Genomic DNA, 15,591 nt, shown 5'->3' on the forward strand with positions numbered 1-15,591 from the left:
GAGAATAGTGGGGTGAGCACCCCACGGCCGGCTACCGGTCCACTCCCGGATGGACCCTTCGACCTGTCCCGGCTCGGCCGGGGACTGGTGTTTGCCGCCTCGCTTCCGGATCTCGCCCTGACGCTGGATCCGGCTGACGGCGGCCGCACCGCCGTTGTGCAGGCACCGCCCGGCACCGGCAAAACCACCCTGGTTCCGCCGCTGGTGGCAAACCTCACCAGCGCCGGACCAGGCAGGGTCATTGTCACGCAGCCCCGCCGGGTGGCCGCCCGGGCTGCCGCCCGCCGGCTGGCCGCGCTCGATAATTCCAGCGTGGGCGAAGCTGCCGGTTATACCGTGCGCGGCGAACGCCACACCGGGCCGGGAACCATCGTGGAGTTCGTGACTCCCGGTATCCTGCTGCGCCGGCTGCTGGCTGATCCGGCATTGGAGGGCACCGCCGCCGTCGTGCTTGACGAGGTCCATGAACGGGGCCTGGAGACCGACCTGCTGGTAGGCCTGCTGGCTGAGGTGCGGCAGCTGCGGGAGGACCTGGTGCTCGTCGCGATGTCCGCGACCCTGGACGCCGCCCGCTTTGCCTCGCTGATCGGCGGTCCGGACGGGCCCGCCCCGGTGATTGACTGCCCCTCCGCGCTCTACCCGCTCGAGGTGCGCTGGGAACCCCCGGCTGCCCGGCGGCTGGATGAGCGCGGCGTGACCCGGACATACCTCAGCGAACTGGCGCGGACCGCCGCGGCGGGGCACGCCCGGGCGCTGGCGGCCGACCCGCAGGCGGATGCCCTCGTGTTTGTGCCGGGTGCCCGCGAAGTGTCCGCTGTCGCGTCCAGTCTGCGGCAGGCGGCCGGCGCAGCCGTCGATGTCCTGGAACTGCACGGGCAGGTGCCGGCAGCGGAACAGGACCGCGCCGTCTCGGGCCGGCCGGCAGGCGCCCGGCCGCGCATCATCGTGTCCACCTCGCTCGCTGAGTCTTCCCTGACCGTGCCGGGCGTCCGCCTGGTGGTGGACTCCGGACTCTCCCGCGAACCGCGGCGGGACGCCGCCCGCGGAATGTCTGGCTTGGTGACCGTGAGCTGCTCGCGGGCCTCGGCGCAGCAGCGGGCCGGGCGGGCTGCCCGGCAGGGCCCGGGGACCGTGATCCGGGCCTATCCCGAGGCAGCTTATGCCGCAGCGCCGGCGCAGCAGACGCCGGAAATCGCCACGGCTGACCTCACCGCCGCAGCCCTGCTCCTGGCCTGCTGGGGGACTCCCGGCGGGCGCGGACTGAACCTTCCCGAACCGCCGCCGCCGGCTGCAATGGCCGACGCCGAGGCTGAGCTCCGCGCGATCGGCGCCGTTGACGAGGAAGGCCGGGCCACGGCGTCCGGCCGTGCCCTGGCCCGCATTCCGGTTGATCCGCCGCTTGCCCGTGCGTTGGTGGACGGGGCCCCTGTTCTCGGAGCCCGGGCCGCGGCCGAAGTGGCCGCCATGGTGTCCGGAGACCTCCGCGCTCCGGGGGCGGATCTGGTCCGGCAACTGGCCAGGCTCCGCTCCGGCGCGGATCCGGGGGCGCGGGCCTGGTCCCGGGAGGCGCGGCGGCTCGAACGGTTTGCCGTGGAGCCGGCGGGCGGGGGCGTTTTGCTGGACCACCGGCTGGAACCCGGCGAGGCAGTCGGATTCATCATTGCACTGGCTTTCCCCGCCCGTGTAGCGCGCCGGGTGGCTGGGAGCCCGGGGGAGCAGTACCTCCTGGCCTCCGGAACGCGTGCCGGGCTGCCGCCGGACAGTCCGCTGCGGGGCTCCGAATGGCTTGCCGTCGCCGACGTCACCCGGGCCGAGGGCCGCGCAGCCGCGGGCACCGGCGCCGTCATCCGCGCAGCAGCACCGCTGGAGGCAGGGACGGCTGAGGCGGCGGCCGCGCATCTGCTCACGGAGAGTGTCTTAGCTGAATTTGCCGGCGGGCGAGTGAACGCACGGCGGGAGCGCCGGCTCGGCGCCATTGAATTGGTTTCCACACCGGTCCGCGCGACGGCGGCCCAGGGCAGGGCCGCCGTCGCAGCCGCGCTCGATGCCAAGGGCCTGGCACTGATTGGCTGGTCCCCGGCGGCAGAGACCCTGCGCCGGCGGCTGGCCCTGCTGCACCGTGAACTTGGCTCACCGTGGCCCGATGCCTCCGAACCGGCGCTCCTGGAACGCCTGGATGAATGGCTCGGACCGGAGCTGGATGCGCTGGCCTCAGGAGAACGCGCCGCCGGAATCGATCTGGCTGAGCCGCTGCGGCGGCTGCTGCCCTGGCCGGAGGCCGCGCGGCTGGATGAACTGGCTCCGGAACGGCTGCAGGTGCCCAGCGGCTCCAGGGTGCGGGTTGCCTACCCGGAACCTGACGACGACGGCGGGCGGCCGGTGGTGGCCGTCAAACTCCAGGAATGCTTCGGCTGGGCAGGGTCGCCTACCCTCGCCGGCGGCCGGGTCAGGGTACTGTTCCATCTGCTTTCCCCGGCTGGCCGGCCGCTGGCTGTCACCGACGACCTGGCCTCTTTCTGGGCTGGTCCCTACCACCAGGTGCGTGCGGAGATGCGCGGGCGTTACCCGAAGCATCCCTGGCCGGAAGATCCCTGGTCCGCCGCCGCAACGGCACGGACCAAGGCCGGATCCCAGGGCGGGTTCCGGGCGCCGGGCTGACCCGTCTCCGGAAGTGGCTGCCGGTAGCCCGACTCCGGCGGTGATCCGGAGCTTAGGTAACCGGTTCGGCCAGTGAGGTGCCCGAACCGGCCCAGACGCCGTCGAGCACCGCCGAGGCTTCTTCTTCGCTGACTCCCAGGGACAGCGAGATCTCGGTGAGCAGCGGCCGGCGGGCATGCCGGAGCATGTCCCGCTCAGCGTGGGAGAGTCCCTTGTCCAGGGAACGCAGGGTGAGGTTGCGGACCACGCGGGCTACGTCTGCGATCCGCCCGCTGGCGAGCAGCTCCGTGTTTTCCTTGAAACGCCGTGACCACTGGGACTCCTCGGCGTCCGCGGCAGCCCTGAGGATTTCCATGAGTTCTTCCAGCTGCGGTGAATTCAGGACCGGGCGCAGCCCCACATCCTGGGCCTTGGCGGTGGGAACCCAAACCTCAAGCTTGTTGGCATGCACTTCAAGTACCAGGTACTCGTTCTCGACGCTGCGGATCTTGCGGCTGGCCAGACGGCGGATAGTGGCCGGGCCGTGGTGGGGGTGGACTACGGTTTGACCTACGTTAAACGTCAATGTGTTTACCTCTGGCTGGATCGAAGCCGGGCCCGGCAGCCGCGGACCGCTGCACTGTGCAGGGGCCTGTGTGGGACGCTCGTCCCGCCACTTGCCCGGATTCCGGTGACAGTCGTGACGGAAGCGCGGCCGTGGGCGCTCCACATGGGTGAAAGCGCCGGAAAGCCGCGGGTCTGACCTGACTATTATTTCACGACTTGCTGGGTGTGGTCCCCGAACCCGGGGGACACTTCGGTGAGCGGTTCCGGGTGAGAGGTCCGGTGGGAGCCACAGAGCCGCATAACAGAAGCACCCCACCTGTTCCCAGGCGGGGTGCTTCTCGAACCAGCGGACCGGACCGTCCGCGGCGGTTCAGTTATGCGCGGTAGTAAACCGGGCCGGAGCCGACGTTCACGGACTGGATAACGGTCTGGTTGCCGTTCCAGCCACTGTGGATGGCCTGTCCGTCGCCGATGTAGATGGCGATGTGGGCAAAGCCCATGCCGCCGTCGGCGTAGTAGACCATGTCGCCGGGCTGGGGATCAGACACCGGGGAGCCGTAAGCGGCAAGCTGGGCCGGAGCCAGGTCGCCAACCGAGTGGCCGGCGGCGCGGAGAGCCACCTCAACCAGCACGGTGCAGTCCTGGGCAGCACCGAGCTGCGAGTAAGCCGCATTCACCATGGTCTGGCCAATGGCGGAGGTGCCGACGCTGGGAGCAGCCGGGGTGACCTGGGTGCTCAGCGTGCTGTATTCCGTGTAGGTTCCCGGATCCGTGTACGTCGCAGCCGCAGGAGCAGCTTCGACCACGGCTGCGGTTTCCACCGGCGTGTAGGCGGCGGCGGGCTGGATGTCAGCCGTGCCGGCGTAGGTGATGACGTCGCCGGGGTAGATGATCGAGGACATCGACAGGCCGTTGAGCGCGAAGATGCTGTCCAGGGACACACCGTAGGTGGCGGCAATCTGGCCCAGGGTGTCACCCGCGACCACGGTGTGCGTGGATGCGGTTTCCACGGCCGGAGCCTCTGCCACGGTGACTGCGGCGGGAGCTGCAGCAGGAGCTGCGGCAGCTGCGGCAGCCGCCGGGGCGGGATCGTTGGCTACAACGCCGGCCTGGGCCGGGGCAGCCATGCCGAACATGAGCCCGGAGCCGGCAACGACGGCTGCGGCGGTTCCGCCGAAGGTGCGTGCCTTTGCCGGTGAGACCTGGGCGATAGTGGTCCAGATGTTGGAATTTGAGCGGTGGCGTCCGCGGTTCTTATTGATAGACAAGGAATTACCTCTCCCAATACCTGCGAGGTGAGCTGTCGGATTCGGATGGGAGTCACCCGGCCGCCGGACTGAACCGGTCGGCTTAACCCCAAGGATTCAAAGGATCCAAAAAATTGGGTCCCCCGCCCCTGCCGTCGTATTGCAAAAGGGGACCTTGGCCAGCGGCAGAGTTAGGTAACAAGCCAAGGACGCCGCATCAGTATCGCGGCATGCCAAGGACACTACATGGAATAGAGATTGCATTGCAATTCGGTAACGACACCGTGTTGCTGTTGTGTGCGGCCAGTCACTCTGCTAATGGGAAGTGTGCTTTCTTCTTTAGTCCCAGCAGCCACATTGGACCGGCCGCGCGCTGCGGCCCGCGCTGCTGTTTGGAGAGGGTCCTTCCGGGGTGGGAGCCGGGGATTTTTGCGGAACGCGGCGACGGATGCCGGAGTGCGGGAATACGCTGGAAGGGCCGAATATCCAGCGAAGGAGGGGCCATGAGTGAGCAAGCCGGTGGCCGCGGACCGCAGCTTCCCGTTCAGGACGTGGTGCGCGAGGTAGTGATCCCAGCCGGCGTCGCCGGGCCGGATCAGCTGGTCATGGATGTGCGCTGTTATGCCGTAGCTCAACCGGAGGGAATAGTGGTGATTGACACAGGCATGCCGGACGCAGACGCGGGTATTGCTGCCGCCGTCGAAGCTTTGGGCGGGGATTGGTCAGATGTCCGCGACATCGTGCTGACCCACCTGCATATGGACCACGTTGGCTCCCTTTTTGCCGTCGCCGAACGGGCACCGCACGCCGCGATTTACGCCGGCGGGCCGGATTCCCCGGATATCCGGTCCCCGCGCCACGTAAGTCCCATCGGCGAAGGGGCCATGGTGCAGGATCTGGAAATCCTGGCTACCCCCGGCCATACGCCGGGGCATATCTCCCTTTTCCATGAGGGGACGGGAACGCTGTTTGTAGGGGATGCGGCCGGGTCATCGCATGGCCACGTGGTCCGGGGGCCCAGCGCATTTATGTCAGATGCCGGCCGGGCGGAGGAATCCCTGGAGCGGATTGCTGCTCTTGGGCCGGAACGCGTTCTCTTTGCACACGGCGCCGAGGTGGCCTCGCCTGCTGATGCGCTGGCGAGGATGATTGGCGGACCTCACTAACGCCCGGCCGCCGGCGGACCCGTTCTGAGGCCCCGCCGGCACTGGGCCGGTTCTGGGCCGGGCAGACCCGAAAGGGCACTGGGCGGGGCAGACCCGAAAGAATTGCGCCAGCCCTGCCATGCCGCATCCGCGGCGCGTACCATTCCGGATACCGGCTCATCTGCAATCGAGTAGAGCGAGGCAGTCAAGGCAGGAAAATTCGAGGTTTACCAGGACAAGGCCGGCGGGTTCAGGTTCCGGCTTAAAGCGGGCAACGGAGAAGTCATTGCTTCCTCGTCGGAGAGCTATAAGTCCAAGGCGTCAGCGTTGAAGGGCGTGGAATCGGTCCGCTCCAATGCCGGGGCCGACATCACGGACCTGACATAGTTTCCGTTTCGCCCGCCGGCGCCATCGGCCGCGTGGTGAACCACCCGAACCAGGCGCCCGCCGCCGTCGTTACGACGGCGGCCACCGGCAGCAGCACGGTTACCGGTGTGCCCCCGGACGCTGAAACGCCCACATAGAGCAGCCAGCACACGGCCAGGACCACGCCCGCAGCAACCGCGTTAAAGCGCCGTGACTTCCCTGCGTCCGCGCTGAGGAAGGACACCACGCTTGCCGGGCAGGCAAAGGATGCGCCCAGTGCCGCGCCGCCGATGAGCGTCCAGAGGATGTAGCTCCCGAGGTCCTGGGACTCCACGGTCGACGCGTAGTTAATCTGGAAGTTCAGGATGGCCAGGGCCATGCCCGCCAGGGCGCCGATCGGAATGAGGAGAAAGACAGACCTGCGGGCCCGCGCCGGGGTATTGCTCATGGTGCAACTCTATCGCCGGTCCCACATCACCCAGCGCAGCAGGGAGTAGAGCAGCTGGGTGGCTCCGGGCATAAAGCCGGAACCGTGGTGGTACACCGGATCCATGGTCGTCACCAGCAGACGGGCCGGCTGATTAACGTCGTCCACGTACAGCAGGGCCCCGCTGTCGGTTCCGTCTTCCTCCATCGTGACCAGCCGGCGCGCACCCTGGGGCGGGTGAAGCAGGCCGTGATGGTGCCAGTCGACTGCCCGGCGGGTGAAGAACTCCCACATCGGGTCCTCCGGCAGCCGCAGGCGGGTGCCGGTGTCGGTTCCCGTCCGCCAGGCCCAGAAAACAGTTGGCCGGAAGCTGTACCCGACCCCCGGCAGCCAGCTCTCGACGTTGTTCTCGCCCAGCACGATCACCGTCTTTGTGTGATCCTGCAGCGCTTCGCGGATCGCCGGTTCGAAGCGTGCGCGCTGTCCGGCATGCAGCCGGTCACCAACCAGCACAACGTCGAGTTCCGCCAGGAAACCGGGATCGGAATCCGGCAGGTACACGGGCTCGATGCGGTAGGGCTGCAGGGCGGGATCTTCCAGGGTGCGCAGTGCGGGGAACGTGCCGCAGTGCAGCAGTCCGATGCGGGGGGTGCTCATGCAGGTACTTCCTTCGTGGAGCGGACATCGGAGGCAGAAGCGGAACCGGTCAGCCAGGTCACGAGGTTGGGGCCGATCCGGCGGCTGCTGTACCGCTCGTCGGTGAACCCTTCGAGATCAAGGCCGCCATGGACCAGCACTTCGCCTGTGCCCAGCGGATAGGTGTAGTCCAGGGGAAGCGAATTGGGTCCGATGCCGGTGACCGCTTCACCGCCGTCCGGCAGCGGGGAGTGGTATCCGCGGCCGTAGAAACCCGCGACGCCGATGTCCTTCAGGCGCGCATGGGAGTGGGTCCCCGGGACACCGGTGCGGAAATGCAGGTCCCGGTGGTCAACTCCGTCCCACACCGGGTGCGCAGCCAAAGCGTGCGGGCGAAGATCCCGCGGACTGCGGTAATCCAGCTTGAGCCAGCGGGCCAGCCCGTCGATGAACGGCAGGACAACCTGGCCGTTGACCAGGATGCGGCCGCCGTCCCGGACGTATCCGGTCAGGTGCTCACGGTGCTGGTGCAGGAGGAGATGGTCGGCTGCGCCGCTGATGATCAGGGCGGCGGAGGAGAGAACGGTCCGGCGTTTCGCCGGGTCGTTAAGGTCATAGGTGTCGGTGTCGCTGATGGCACCGCGCCAGCCGGGATCGCCGAGCCCGCGCATGGTGGTTGTACCGGTCAGGCGGATGATGGTCATGGATGGTCCTTTCGAGGGCCGGCGGTGCGCCCGTCCCGGCAGGTTGGGCCGAAGTCGGGAACAGCAATGGTGCGGTTCCCCGAGACGGTGCCCACGGTTGGGGTGCAGATGGGAAGCCCGTAAACCTCAGACAGCGCCGGACCGGTCAGGAGGTCTTCGACCGGTCCCCAGCGGGTGTCATGGCTGCCGACGAAGAGCAGGGCATTGCGGGAAACATGCAGCGCGTGGTCGGGGTGATGGGTGGTCATGATGACTCCTATTCCGTCCGCGGCCAGTGCGGCCAGGACGGTGAGGACGTGCGACTGATTGCGCAGGTCAAGGGCGGACGCCGGTTCGTCCAGCACCAGCAGTTCGGAACCGGACGCAAGCGCACGGGCAATCAGCACCAGCTGGCGCTGCCCGCCGGAGAGCTCGGAGTAACGGCGGAGTGCCCAATCCGCTGCCCCCACGCGTTCCATCGCAGCGGTTGCCGCACCGCGGTCATCACTGCGCGGTACCTGATAGGCGCGAAGGTGGCGGGTCCGGCCCATCAGCACCATGTCCTGAACGGTGAAGTCGGGGCCGGTCCCGTGGTCCTGGGGTACATAGCCAATCGCAGAAGCGGATTCCACTGTCCCCTCGACCGGTTTCAGCAGGCCGGAGAGGCACTTGAGCAGCGTGGTCTTGCCGCGTGCGTTGGGTCCCAGGATGGACAGGACCTCTCCGCGTTCCAGTGTGAAATCCAGCCCGCGGAACAGCCAGGGCTGCAGCCGCGAGTACCGGAAGCCTGCGCCGGCTGCCTGCAGCAGCAGCTTGGCGTCTGCCGTCTGTTGGACCGGAGGCGGGATCAGGGTCTTAGTTGCCATCGAACTGTGCTTTCTTCTGGGAGCGTGCAAGCAGTGCCACGAACACCGGCGCGCCAATAATTGCGGTGAGGATGCCCAGCGGGATCTCGCTGCTGGTGATCGAACGGCTCAGCGTGTCGATCAGGATCAGGTACGTGCCGCCCAGGAGCAGGGACACCGGCAGCAGTACCCGGTGGTCGGAGCCGACCCAGAGGCGGGCAAGGTGCGGGACCACCAGCCCCACCCACCCCACCGCTCCGGCGACGGCCACTGTCCCGGCTGTCATCAGGGCCACGGCGCACAGCAGCAGGATCCGGGAGCGCTGCGGGTTCACGCCCAGGGCCGCGGCGTCGTCATCCCCGAGGGAAAGCACATTGAGCCGCCAGCGCAGGGCCAGCACCACGAGCGCACCGATACCGACCGGAACCAGTGCAATGAGCACCTTGCCGTAGCTGGCAGCTGCGATGGAACCCAGCAGCCAATGGACGATCGAGGGCAGATCGGAGTAGGGGTCTGCGATGTAGGTCATAAAGGAAACCAGTGCGTTGAAGAACGCCGCCACCACAATCCCGCCCAGGACAATCATCAGCACCCGCCCGCCCTGCCCGAGCCGGCCCAGGAAAAGCACGATCACCAGGGCGGCCAGGCCGAATCCGAAGGCCCCGGCCACCATCCAGGCACCGGAGAGCCCAAGGGTCAGGACCAGGACTCCGCCGAAGGAAGCACCCGAGGTGACGCCGATGATGTCCGGGCTGACCAGCGGGTTGCGGAAAAGTGCCTGCAGGCAGGCGCCGCCCAGCGCCAGGGCGCCGCCAACGAGGAACGCCAGCAGCACCCGGGGGAGCCGCACGTCCAGAATCACGGTGGCTTCCTGGTCGGTCCACGTACGCCGGACCAGATCCGCTCCGCCGGGCAGCAGCCCAGCCGTTTCGCCGGCGAGGACACGGAGGATCTCATTCGGAGGTACCCAGTAGCGGCCTGCGGCCATCGAGACCACAGCGACGGCGGCCAGCAGCAGGGCACTGAGCAGCACCGGGTGCCGGCGGAAAAGGCTGCGGGGTCCGGGGGCTTCCGCCCGGGCACCGGCCGGGGCCGCTGCCCGTTCCTCTACGCTCACCGTCAGGCTTCGAAGACGTTGTAGCCGGAGCTGTTCCGGTTCAGATCCAGGCGCAGCGCGGCATCTATCTGCGCTTCAGACACCTCATAGTTGTAGAGGTAGCGGATTTTCTCCCGCAGGGTTTCCCGCAGGGTGTGGCCGGTGAGCTGGGGGTGGTAGAGCTCGGCGGCCCACTGCCACATCAGCGGAGACTCGGCACAGGGCACCTCCCACCGGTAGCCTCCAAGCGGGGCCTTGTAGACGCGCCTGCTGCGCACGGCGGAGACGGAGGCCAGGGACTTGTCGGCGTACACGTCCGCGGGAGTGCGGGCATCGAAGCCGCCGAGGGTGATGACCTCCGGATCCCACTCGATCAGCTGTTCCGCACTGACGGTATTGTCCGTCGACACGTTGTCCGCAGCCATGTTTCGCCCGCCGGCCAGCTCCATCCAGTAGTGCATGTACGAGGACTTGTTGGACGCCGAATAGCCCTCACCGGACTGGCCCAGGTGGACTACGCGCACCGGCTCCGCCACGGCGGACAGCTCAGCTTCCAGCCGGGCGATCTCGGAGTGCATCCACTCGGTGATCCCGGTCCCGCGTTCGGGCTTGCCCAGGATCGCGGCGAACAGGTGCACCCAGGTCTCGAGATGCTCCTGGGTCCCGTAGAGCAGGCAGACCGTCTTGAAGCCTGCGTTCTCCAGCGGTTCCACCAAGCCGTCGCCCTGATCAGCCCACTGGAACACGACGTCGGGCGCCAGATCGGTGATGGTCTCGATGTTGGGGGTGAAGCTGGAGGGCGCGATGGTGGTGGTGGATCTGGACTCCGGGAAGATCTCACCGAAGAGACCCTGCTGATTCGCCTGCAGGGTGGATTCGTTGATCCCGACGATCCGCTCATATCCGCCGTCGACCGCGGCGATCATGGATGGAGAAGGGATGACGGTGGTGGCAATGCGCTGGACGGGAGCGTCGAAGGAGACCGTAACGCCACGCATGTCGGTGACGGAGAAGGCCGCATCTGCGGATGTTCCCGCTCCAGTGTCCGCTACCGTCGCGCGGCTGGAGCAGCCGGCAAAGGTGAGCGCCAGCAGGCCGAGGCCTCCTGCGCCGAGCAGGCCGCGTCGGGAAAGGGATGGGGTGGGGGAGGGCAAAGGCAACGGAACTCCAGCATGCTTGTTTGGTTAGGCTCACCTAAGTGATTGAGATCCATATTAGCGAACATTTAAGTGTGCTAATTGCCATCACGCCCCGGCCTTTTTATGAATGACTCAGAATAACTGGTAGAGTCTTAGCAGAAGCCGCGCCAGCCGGATCTGCTCCACTCAAGGAGTTCAGTACGGCGGATCCCCTCTCAAGAGGCGGAATCGCGGCCCGGGCACTGCGCGCCGCACCCTTGCCGGCAGCGCATCGCCCTTCCCTATGACAGACACCGCAGCCTGTGCCGGCCTGCCCGGTGCTGCCGTTTTACCCCCAGGAGTTGCCCCTTGTTCAAGACCATGTTTGCCGAGACCGCCCGTACCGCCAACCCGGCCGCAGCCCACACGCTGACTCCGGCCGCTCCGGGACCGGTCCGTCCCGCCAGTCCCTTTGGCGGGAACTACGTTGCTGTGTTTGACCGCGGCCAGGCACCAGCCGATGCCACCGGAGGGCACTACACCGCGGCCTTCGACGGTCCTGCCGGCGGCCGGAAGGCCGCGCCCGTTGACAGCTACGTGGCTGCTTTTGCCGCCGCCGGGCACCCGGCCCGCAGCCGCCGCGGCAGCTACACCGACGCCGAGCGCTAAACCGGCCACCCAGCCCCAGCTAGGATGAGAAGCCGGTAACCGGAGTCCACAGCAGGGAGCAGCATGGGTGCAATGGATGACCTGCTGGGCCCCCGGCAGATAGCGGAGCTCTGTGAATCGCTGGAGCGCGCCGCCCCGGACAGAGGATTTGATGCCCTGCTGGAAACCACCGCGCTCCTCGGCCCGCTGTCGCTGCGGGCGAGGACCGACCTCGCGGCGAGCGCGCTCGTCGGGATCTTCCCGCAGTATTCCGCGGCCGCCGCCGCTTTCCGGACTGCCTTGCAGGATCCGGCCTTCAGTGGCTGGGCCATCTGGCCGGTTACGGAAGCGGCGGTCACGCTGGCCCTCACTCAGGGAGACAGCCAGGCCTTCGATGACTGCCTTGACCTGCTCGCAGAACTCACGCCGCGCCTGACCAGTGAGTTTGCCATCCGCAGGCTCCTCAGTGCGGACCTGGACCGGGCTTTGGCCAGGATCCAGGCCTGGACGGCGGATCCCGATCCGCACGTGCGCAGGCTGGCCAGCGAGGGCACCCGGCCCTATCTGCCGTGGGCGGTCCGCGTGGCCGGGCTGACTGACCGTCCGGACGCCACCGTCCCGATCCTCGATTCCCTGCGCAGTGACCCCAGTGACTATGTGCGCCGATCGGTGGCCAACCACCTCAACGACCTGGCCAGGCACGCACCGGGAATGGTCCTCGCCCTGGCCTCCCGGTGGCAGGAAAGCGGCACCCCGGAAAGCGCCTGGATTATCCGCCGCGGATTACGGACCCTGGTGAAAAAGGCCAACCCTGATGCGCTGGCACTGATGGGCTTCCGCCCTGCTGACGTAGCCGTGGAGGGCCCGCACTCGGAGACGGTGCTGCTCACACTGCCCGCTGTGCTCAGCTTCGACTGTGTGCTGACGAACAGGTCCGCCGCTGCTGCCCGCCTGGCCGTCGACTATGTGGTCCACTATGTGAAGGCCAGCGGTTCCACGGCACCTAAAGTCTTCAAGCTGGCCGTGCTGGATCTCGAACCCGGAGAGTCGCGCAGGCTGTCCGGACGGCATGCCTTCCATCAAATGACCACGCGCCGGCACTATGCGGGGCTGCATCATCTGGAACTCCAGATCAACGGAATTCGTCACGGACGGCTGGAATTCGACGTCAGCCTGTAGCGGCCGGCGTTGCACAATCCCGAATGTGTCGCGGCGATGACGGTATTCCTGTGATGCGGCTTATATACTCTGACAAAAAGTTGGACGTAGTCCAGATTCCCGGACTAGCCACGTACCGGAGCAGCGGTGCGCCTGGAGGCCCTGTTTGCTCCTGAACAGCAGAGGAGCAAAGCATGACAGCGACGGCGCCGGCGACGGACCAGCCCAGGCAGGATGATGGGTACTTTGGCCCGGAAAGTGTCAGCTGGCGGGTCTATGCGGACCCGTCGGCGAAGCTTGGCGGAATCGCTGCCCTTCTGCTTCAGGCCTTGAATCCCAACATGATGAGGCTGTTCTCGGCGGTCAGCGTCACGGACCAGGACGCTGCCGCGCGCGGTGAGCGGACCGGACAGTACATTGACACCACCATTTTTGGCGACAAGGCACATGCGGACGCCGCAGCACGGTCCGTCCGCGGCATGCATAAACATGCCACCTGGCAGGACCCTGCCACCGGAGAAACGCTGCAGGCCGAAACCGAGGGCTGGATGGATTGGACGCACAACACGCTCGTCTACGCCATACTTCGCGCAGCCGAGGCCTTCGGGCCCAGGCTCACGCCGGGTGAGCAGGACCAGTTCGTCCTGGAGCAGCACATTTCCGCCGAGATCGTGGGGATCGACCCTGCCCGGCTGCCCGCCACCCGTGCCGCCCTGGAGGAGTACATCGACGGCCAGCGGCACTGGATGGCACTGTGCCTGCCGGCAGCGGAGGTCAGCCAGGCAATCCGCAAGCCGTCGCTTAAAGGAAATCCGGTGAAGGTCTGGACCGGGATCATCATCCAGGACGGAATCCTTTCCCTGCTGCCTGACTGGGCACTTCTGCTGTACGGAGTGGCGGGCCGCCCCATGAACCTGCGCAGTGCCGCCCAGACCACAAAAGGCATGATGGCCGCGGCACGCCGCAACCACGCCTACGAAAATGTCATCACCGAGCTCACGACCAAAGTGGATACTCATCCATACCGCAAGGTCCGCAACCGGGCGACGGCCTGAGCATGGTGAACTCCCCGATGCTGGACAGGCAGGTCCAGGCATCCGGCAAGGTGCTGCCCGCCAACCTGCGCTTCCGTGCCCTGGTGCCGGGACTGCTGGGTGCAGGCTGGAGAACGCTGCGAACCGGCGGCTGGCGCCTGCTGGCACTTTACGCGGCAACGCAGGCGCTCCTGCTGGTGCTGTTCTCACCGCTGATCCGCTGGATGTTCACCGAGGCTTTGGCGGCGGCGGGCCTGCATGCCGTGGATTCCGCCGCGCTGGCTTCCATCCTTGGCAACGGTGTTTCGGCAGCGTGGATCGCAGGGCTGTGTGTCATGGCTGTCCTGGGGGTGTGTGTTCAGCTCACACTTCTGGTCCTGGCTGCGGCCAGGGTCCGCGCGGGCCTGAGCCTGAAACCTGCGGCCCTGGCACGGGAGCTTGTTCCGGTCCTGCGCCGGCTGCCCAGCCCGGGGTCAATTCCCCTGGTCTGGTACCTTTTCCTGGTCCTGCCGCTGGCTCAGGCCGGATTCTTCTCGGTCTTGACGCACTCCATCGCCGTACCCAACTTCATCTCCGGGGAACTGCTGAAGTCGACGCCGGGAGTCATCGCCTACGTTGTGTTCCTGCTGGTCATCGGGACACTTGGCACCCGCTTCGCCGCCGCGCTGCCGATCTTCGCGCTCGGAAAGGTCTCCGGCGGCCGGGCCATGCGGCTGAGCTGGCGGGTGACCCGCCGGACTGATCCAGCCCTTCTGGTGGCCGGAGCGGCCGCGGTGGCCGCCGCGTTCTTCGCCGGTGCGTTGCTGGTGGCTGCGGCACTGCTGCCGACACTGGCTGCTGACCTGGCGGCACCCGGCCTGGCCGCCGTGACTGCCGCCTTCGCACTGGGGGCTGCCCAGGTGGGCGGTGTGGTCATCGCCGGCAGTTTGGTGATGTTCCTGGCCGCCATGCTCATTGAGCTGGCAGTCCGGAGCCTCCCGGTGCTGCCGGCGGACCTGGTGCTGTCCTGCGGCGCTGAGCGGGACGGGACGTTTGCCGCCGGTGAGGGGGCTGCCCGGACGATTCCTGCGGATGGTCCGCTGCCTGCGGCGAAAGCCGCCACCCGCCGATCCCGGCGCGGTGGGATCCTGGTAACCGCCGCCGTCGTTGTCCCGGTCCTGGTCCTGGGCGGGTTGAATATCCAGCTGATGGAAGGCCTGCGCCAGGTACCGCAGACCCTGGTGCTGGCCCACCGCGGTTTCAGCGACGGCGGCGTGGAAAACACCGTTTCCGGCCTGAAGGCCGCTGCCGATGCCGGCGCGGACCTGGTTGAAATGGATGTGATGCAAACCGCCGACGGCGGATTCGCAGTGATGCACGACGCTTCACTCAGCCGGCTGGCCGGCCGCGGCGAGTCCGTCAAGGACCTCACGCTGGCAGAGCTCACCGCCATCACCGTGCATGATCAGCAGGGGCACCAGGACACCATCCCCTCCTTGGAGGAGTACATCCGTGCCGCACAGGAGTTTGGCCAGCCGCTGCTGATCGAGCTCAAGATGCACGGAGGGGAGACGGAGGACTACGTACCCAGGCTGGTGGCGGAACTCGAGTCACTGGACGCTCTGCGGGGCAACATCTATCACTCGCTGGACAAGGACAAAGCGGAGGAGCTGAAGCGGCTGCGGCCGGGACTGTATGTGGGTTTGACCATGGCGGTGGCCGGGGTTGCCGCACCGGAGACAACGGCTGACTTCATTGTGGTCGAGGAAGCGTCCTATACGGACGCTGTGCGGAAGTCTGCCTGGAGCAAGGGCAAGGAAATCTACGTCTGGACCGTCAACGGGACGGGCAGCATCCGGAACATGCTCCGCGACAATGTGGACGGCATCATTACGGACCATCCGGACACGGCATTGCGGGACCGGGGCGCCATGGGGCCGGAGGAGTTCATGAGCACCAAGCTCTACGACGCCGTCATGCGGTTTGTGCTGATTTTCTAGCCAGG

Annotated in this window: 15 protein-coding genes and 1 riboswitch; of the genes, 7 read left to right on the forward strand and 8 right to left on the reverse strand. The window is 67.1% G+C overall.

The genetic code is table 11. The annotated features are described in order from the left end of the window. The first annotated feature begins 12 nt into the window (after window positions 1-12). Window positions 13-2,658: an ATP-dependent helicase HrpB gene (hrpB, locus tag ArtHe_RS05560; RefSeq protein ID WP_248319113.1), complete on the forward strand. Its 2,646-nt coding sequence runs from the start codon at window positions 13-15 to the stop codon at window positions 2,656-2,658. A gap of 52 nt (window positions 2,659-2,710) precedes the next feature. On the opposite strand, the gene ArtHe_RS05565 is transcribed toward hrpB, so the two are convergent. After that, complete coding sequence (locus ArtHe_RS05565; protein WP_066298139.1) at window positions 2,711-3,223, reverse strand: CarD family transcriptional regulator; 513 nt, start codon at window positions 3,221-3,223, stop codon at window positions 2,711-2,713. A 355-nt stretch (window positions 3,224-3,578) separates the two neighbouring features. Continuing rightward, window positions 3,579-4,472 carry a LysM peptidoglycan-binding domain-containing protein gene (locus ArtHe_RS05570; RefSeq protein WP_248319114.1) on the reverse strand — a complete coding sequence of 298 codons (894 nt, stop codon included), beginning with the start codon at window positions 4,470-4,472 and terminating at the stop codon, window positions 3,579-3,581. A gap of 3 nt (window positions 4,473-4,475) precedes the next feature. Next, window positions 4,476-4,642: riboswitch (cyclic di-AMP (ydaO/yuaA leader) on the reverse strand. Between the two features lie 312 nt (window positions 4,643-4,954). On the opposite strand from ArtHe_RS05570, the gene ArtHe_RS05575 reads away from it, so the two are divergent. Both ArtHe_RS05575 and ArtHe_RS05580 read left to right on the forward strand, forming a co-directional pair. Then, entirely contained in the window at window positions 4,955-5,617 is a 663-nt protein-coding gene (locus ArtHe_RS05575) for an MBL fold metallo-hydrolase (RefSeq protein ID WP_248319115.1), read from the forward strand. A gap of 264 nt (window positions 5,618-5,881) precedes the next feature. Beyond that, a complete protein-coding gene (locus ArtHe_RS05580; protein ID WP_248319682.1) occupies window positions 5,882-5,983 on the forward strand; it encodes a DUF1508 domain-containing protein in 102 nt (33 codons plus the stop codon). Here ArtHe_RS05580 and ArtHe_RS05585 read toward each other — a convergent pair. Genes ArtHe_RS05585 through ArtHe_RS05610 form a run of 6 tightly spaced genes read right to left on the reverse strand, consistent with a single transcriptional unit; the run spans window position 5,967 to window position 10,803 of the window. Then, on the reverse strand, window positions 5,967-6,410 hold the full coding sequence (locus ArtHe_RS05585; RefSeq protein ID WP_248319116.1) for a hypothetical protein: 444 nt from the start codon (window positions 6,408-6,410) through the stop codon (window positions 5,967-5,969). The two genes, ArtHe_RS05580 and ArtHe_RS05585, sit on opposite strands and share 17 nt — an antisense overlap. A 9-nt stretch (window positions 6,411-6,419) precedes the next feature. Beyond that, window positions 6,420-7,046, reverse strand: a complete 627-nt coding sequence (locus ArtHe_RS05590; protein ID WP_248319117.1) for a hypothetical protein — start codon at window positions 7,044-7,046, stop codon at window positions 6,420-6,422. Next, on the reverse strand, window positions 7,043-7,729 hold the full coding sequence (locus ArtHe_RS05595; RefSeq protein WP_248319118.1) for a hypothetical protein: 687 nt from the start codon (window positions 7,727-7,729) through the stop codon (window positions 7,043-7,045). The genes ArtHe_RS05590 and ArtHe_RS05595 overlap by 4 nt, the downstream gene beginning before the upstream one ends. After that, window positions 7,726-8,574 (reverse strand): ABC transporter ATP-binding protein, encoded by an 849-nt coding sequence (locus tag ArtHe_RS05600; RefSeq protein WP_248319119.1) that lies wholly within the window; start codon window positions 8,572-8,574, stop codon window positions 7,726-7,728. Before ArtHe_RS05600 ends, ArtHe_RS05595 begins: the two co-directional genes overlap by 4 nt. Continuing rightward, window positions 8,564-9,670 carry an iron ABC transporter permease gene (locus ArtHe_RS05605; RefSeq protein ID WP_248319120.1) on the reverse strand — a complete coding sequence of 369 codons (1,107 nt, stop codon included), beginning with the start codon at window positions 9,668-9,670 and terminating at the stop codon, window positions 8,564-8,566. Before ArtHe_RS05605 ends, ArtHe_RS05600 begins: the two co-directional genes overlap by 11 nt. Window positions 9,671-9,672: 2 nt before the next feature. Next, a complete protein-coding gene (locus ArtHe_RS05610; RefSeq protein ID WP_248319121.1) occupies window positions 9,673-10,803 on the reverse strand; it encodes an ABC transporter substrate-binding protein in 1,131 nt (376 codons plus the stop codon). Between the two features lie 333 nt (window positions 10,804-11,136). Between ArtHe_RS05610 and ArtHe_RS05615 the strand changes: the two genes are divergently transcribed. The 4 genes from ArtHe_RS05615 to ArtHe_RS05630 all read left to right on the forward strand — a co-directional run bounded on the left by ArtHe_RS05615 (window position 11,137) and on the right by ArtHe_RS05630 (window position 15,586). Continuing rightward, on the forward strand, window positions 11,137-11,436 hold the full coding sequence (locus ArtHe_RS05615) for a hypothetical protein (protein ID WP_248319122.1): 300 nt from the start codon (window positions 11,137-11,139) through the stop codon (window positions 11,434-11,436). Window positions 11,437-11,499: 63 nt separating this feature from the next. Then, on the forward strand, window positions 11,500-12,594 hold the full coding sequence (locus ArtHe_RS05620; protein WP_248319123.1) for a DNA alkylation repair protein: 1,095 nt from the start codon (window positions 11,500-11,502) through the stop codon (window positions 12,592-12,594). A 173-nt stretch (window positions 12,595-12,767) separates the two neighbouring features. Next, window positions 12,768-13,628 (forward strand): oxygenase MpaB family protein, encoded by an 861-nt coding sequence (locus ArtHe_RS05625; RefSeq protein WP_248319124.1) that lies wholly within the window; start codon window positions 12,768-12,770, stop codon window positions 13,626-13,628. A gap of 2 nt (window positions 13,629-13,630) precedes the next feature. Beyond that, window positions 13,631-15,586: a glycerophosphodiester phosphodiesterase gene (locus ArtHe_RS05630; protein WP_248319125.1), complete on the forward strand. Its 1,956-nt coding sequence runs from the start codon at window positions 13,631-13,633 to the stop codon at window positions 15,584-15,586. Window positions 15,587-15,591 lie beyond the last annotated feature (5 nt).

The organism is Arthrobacter sp. Helios (assembly GCF_023167125.1).
Lineage (GTDB): Bacteria > Actinomycetota > Actinomycetes > Actinomycetales > Micrococcaceae > Arthrobacter_B > Arthrobacter_B luteolus.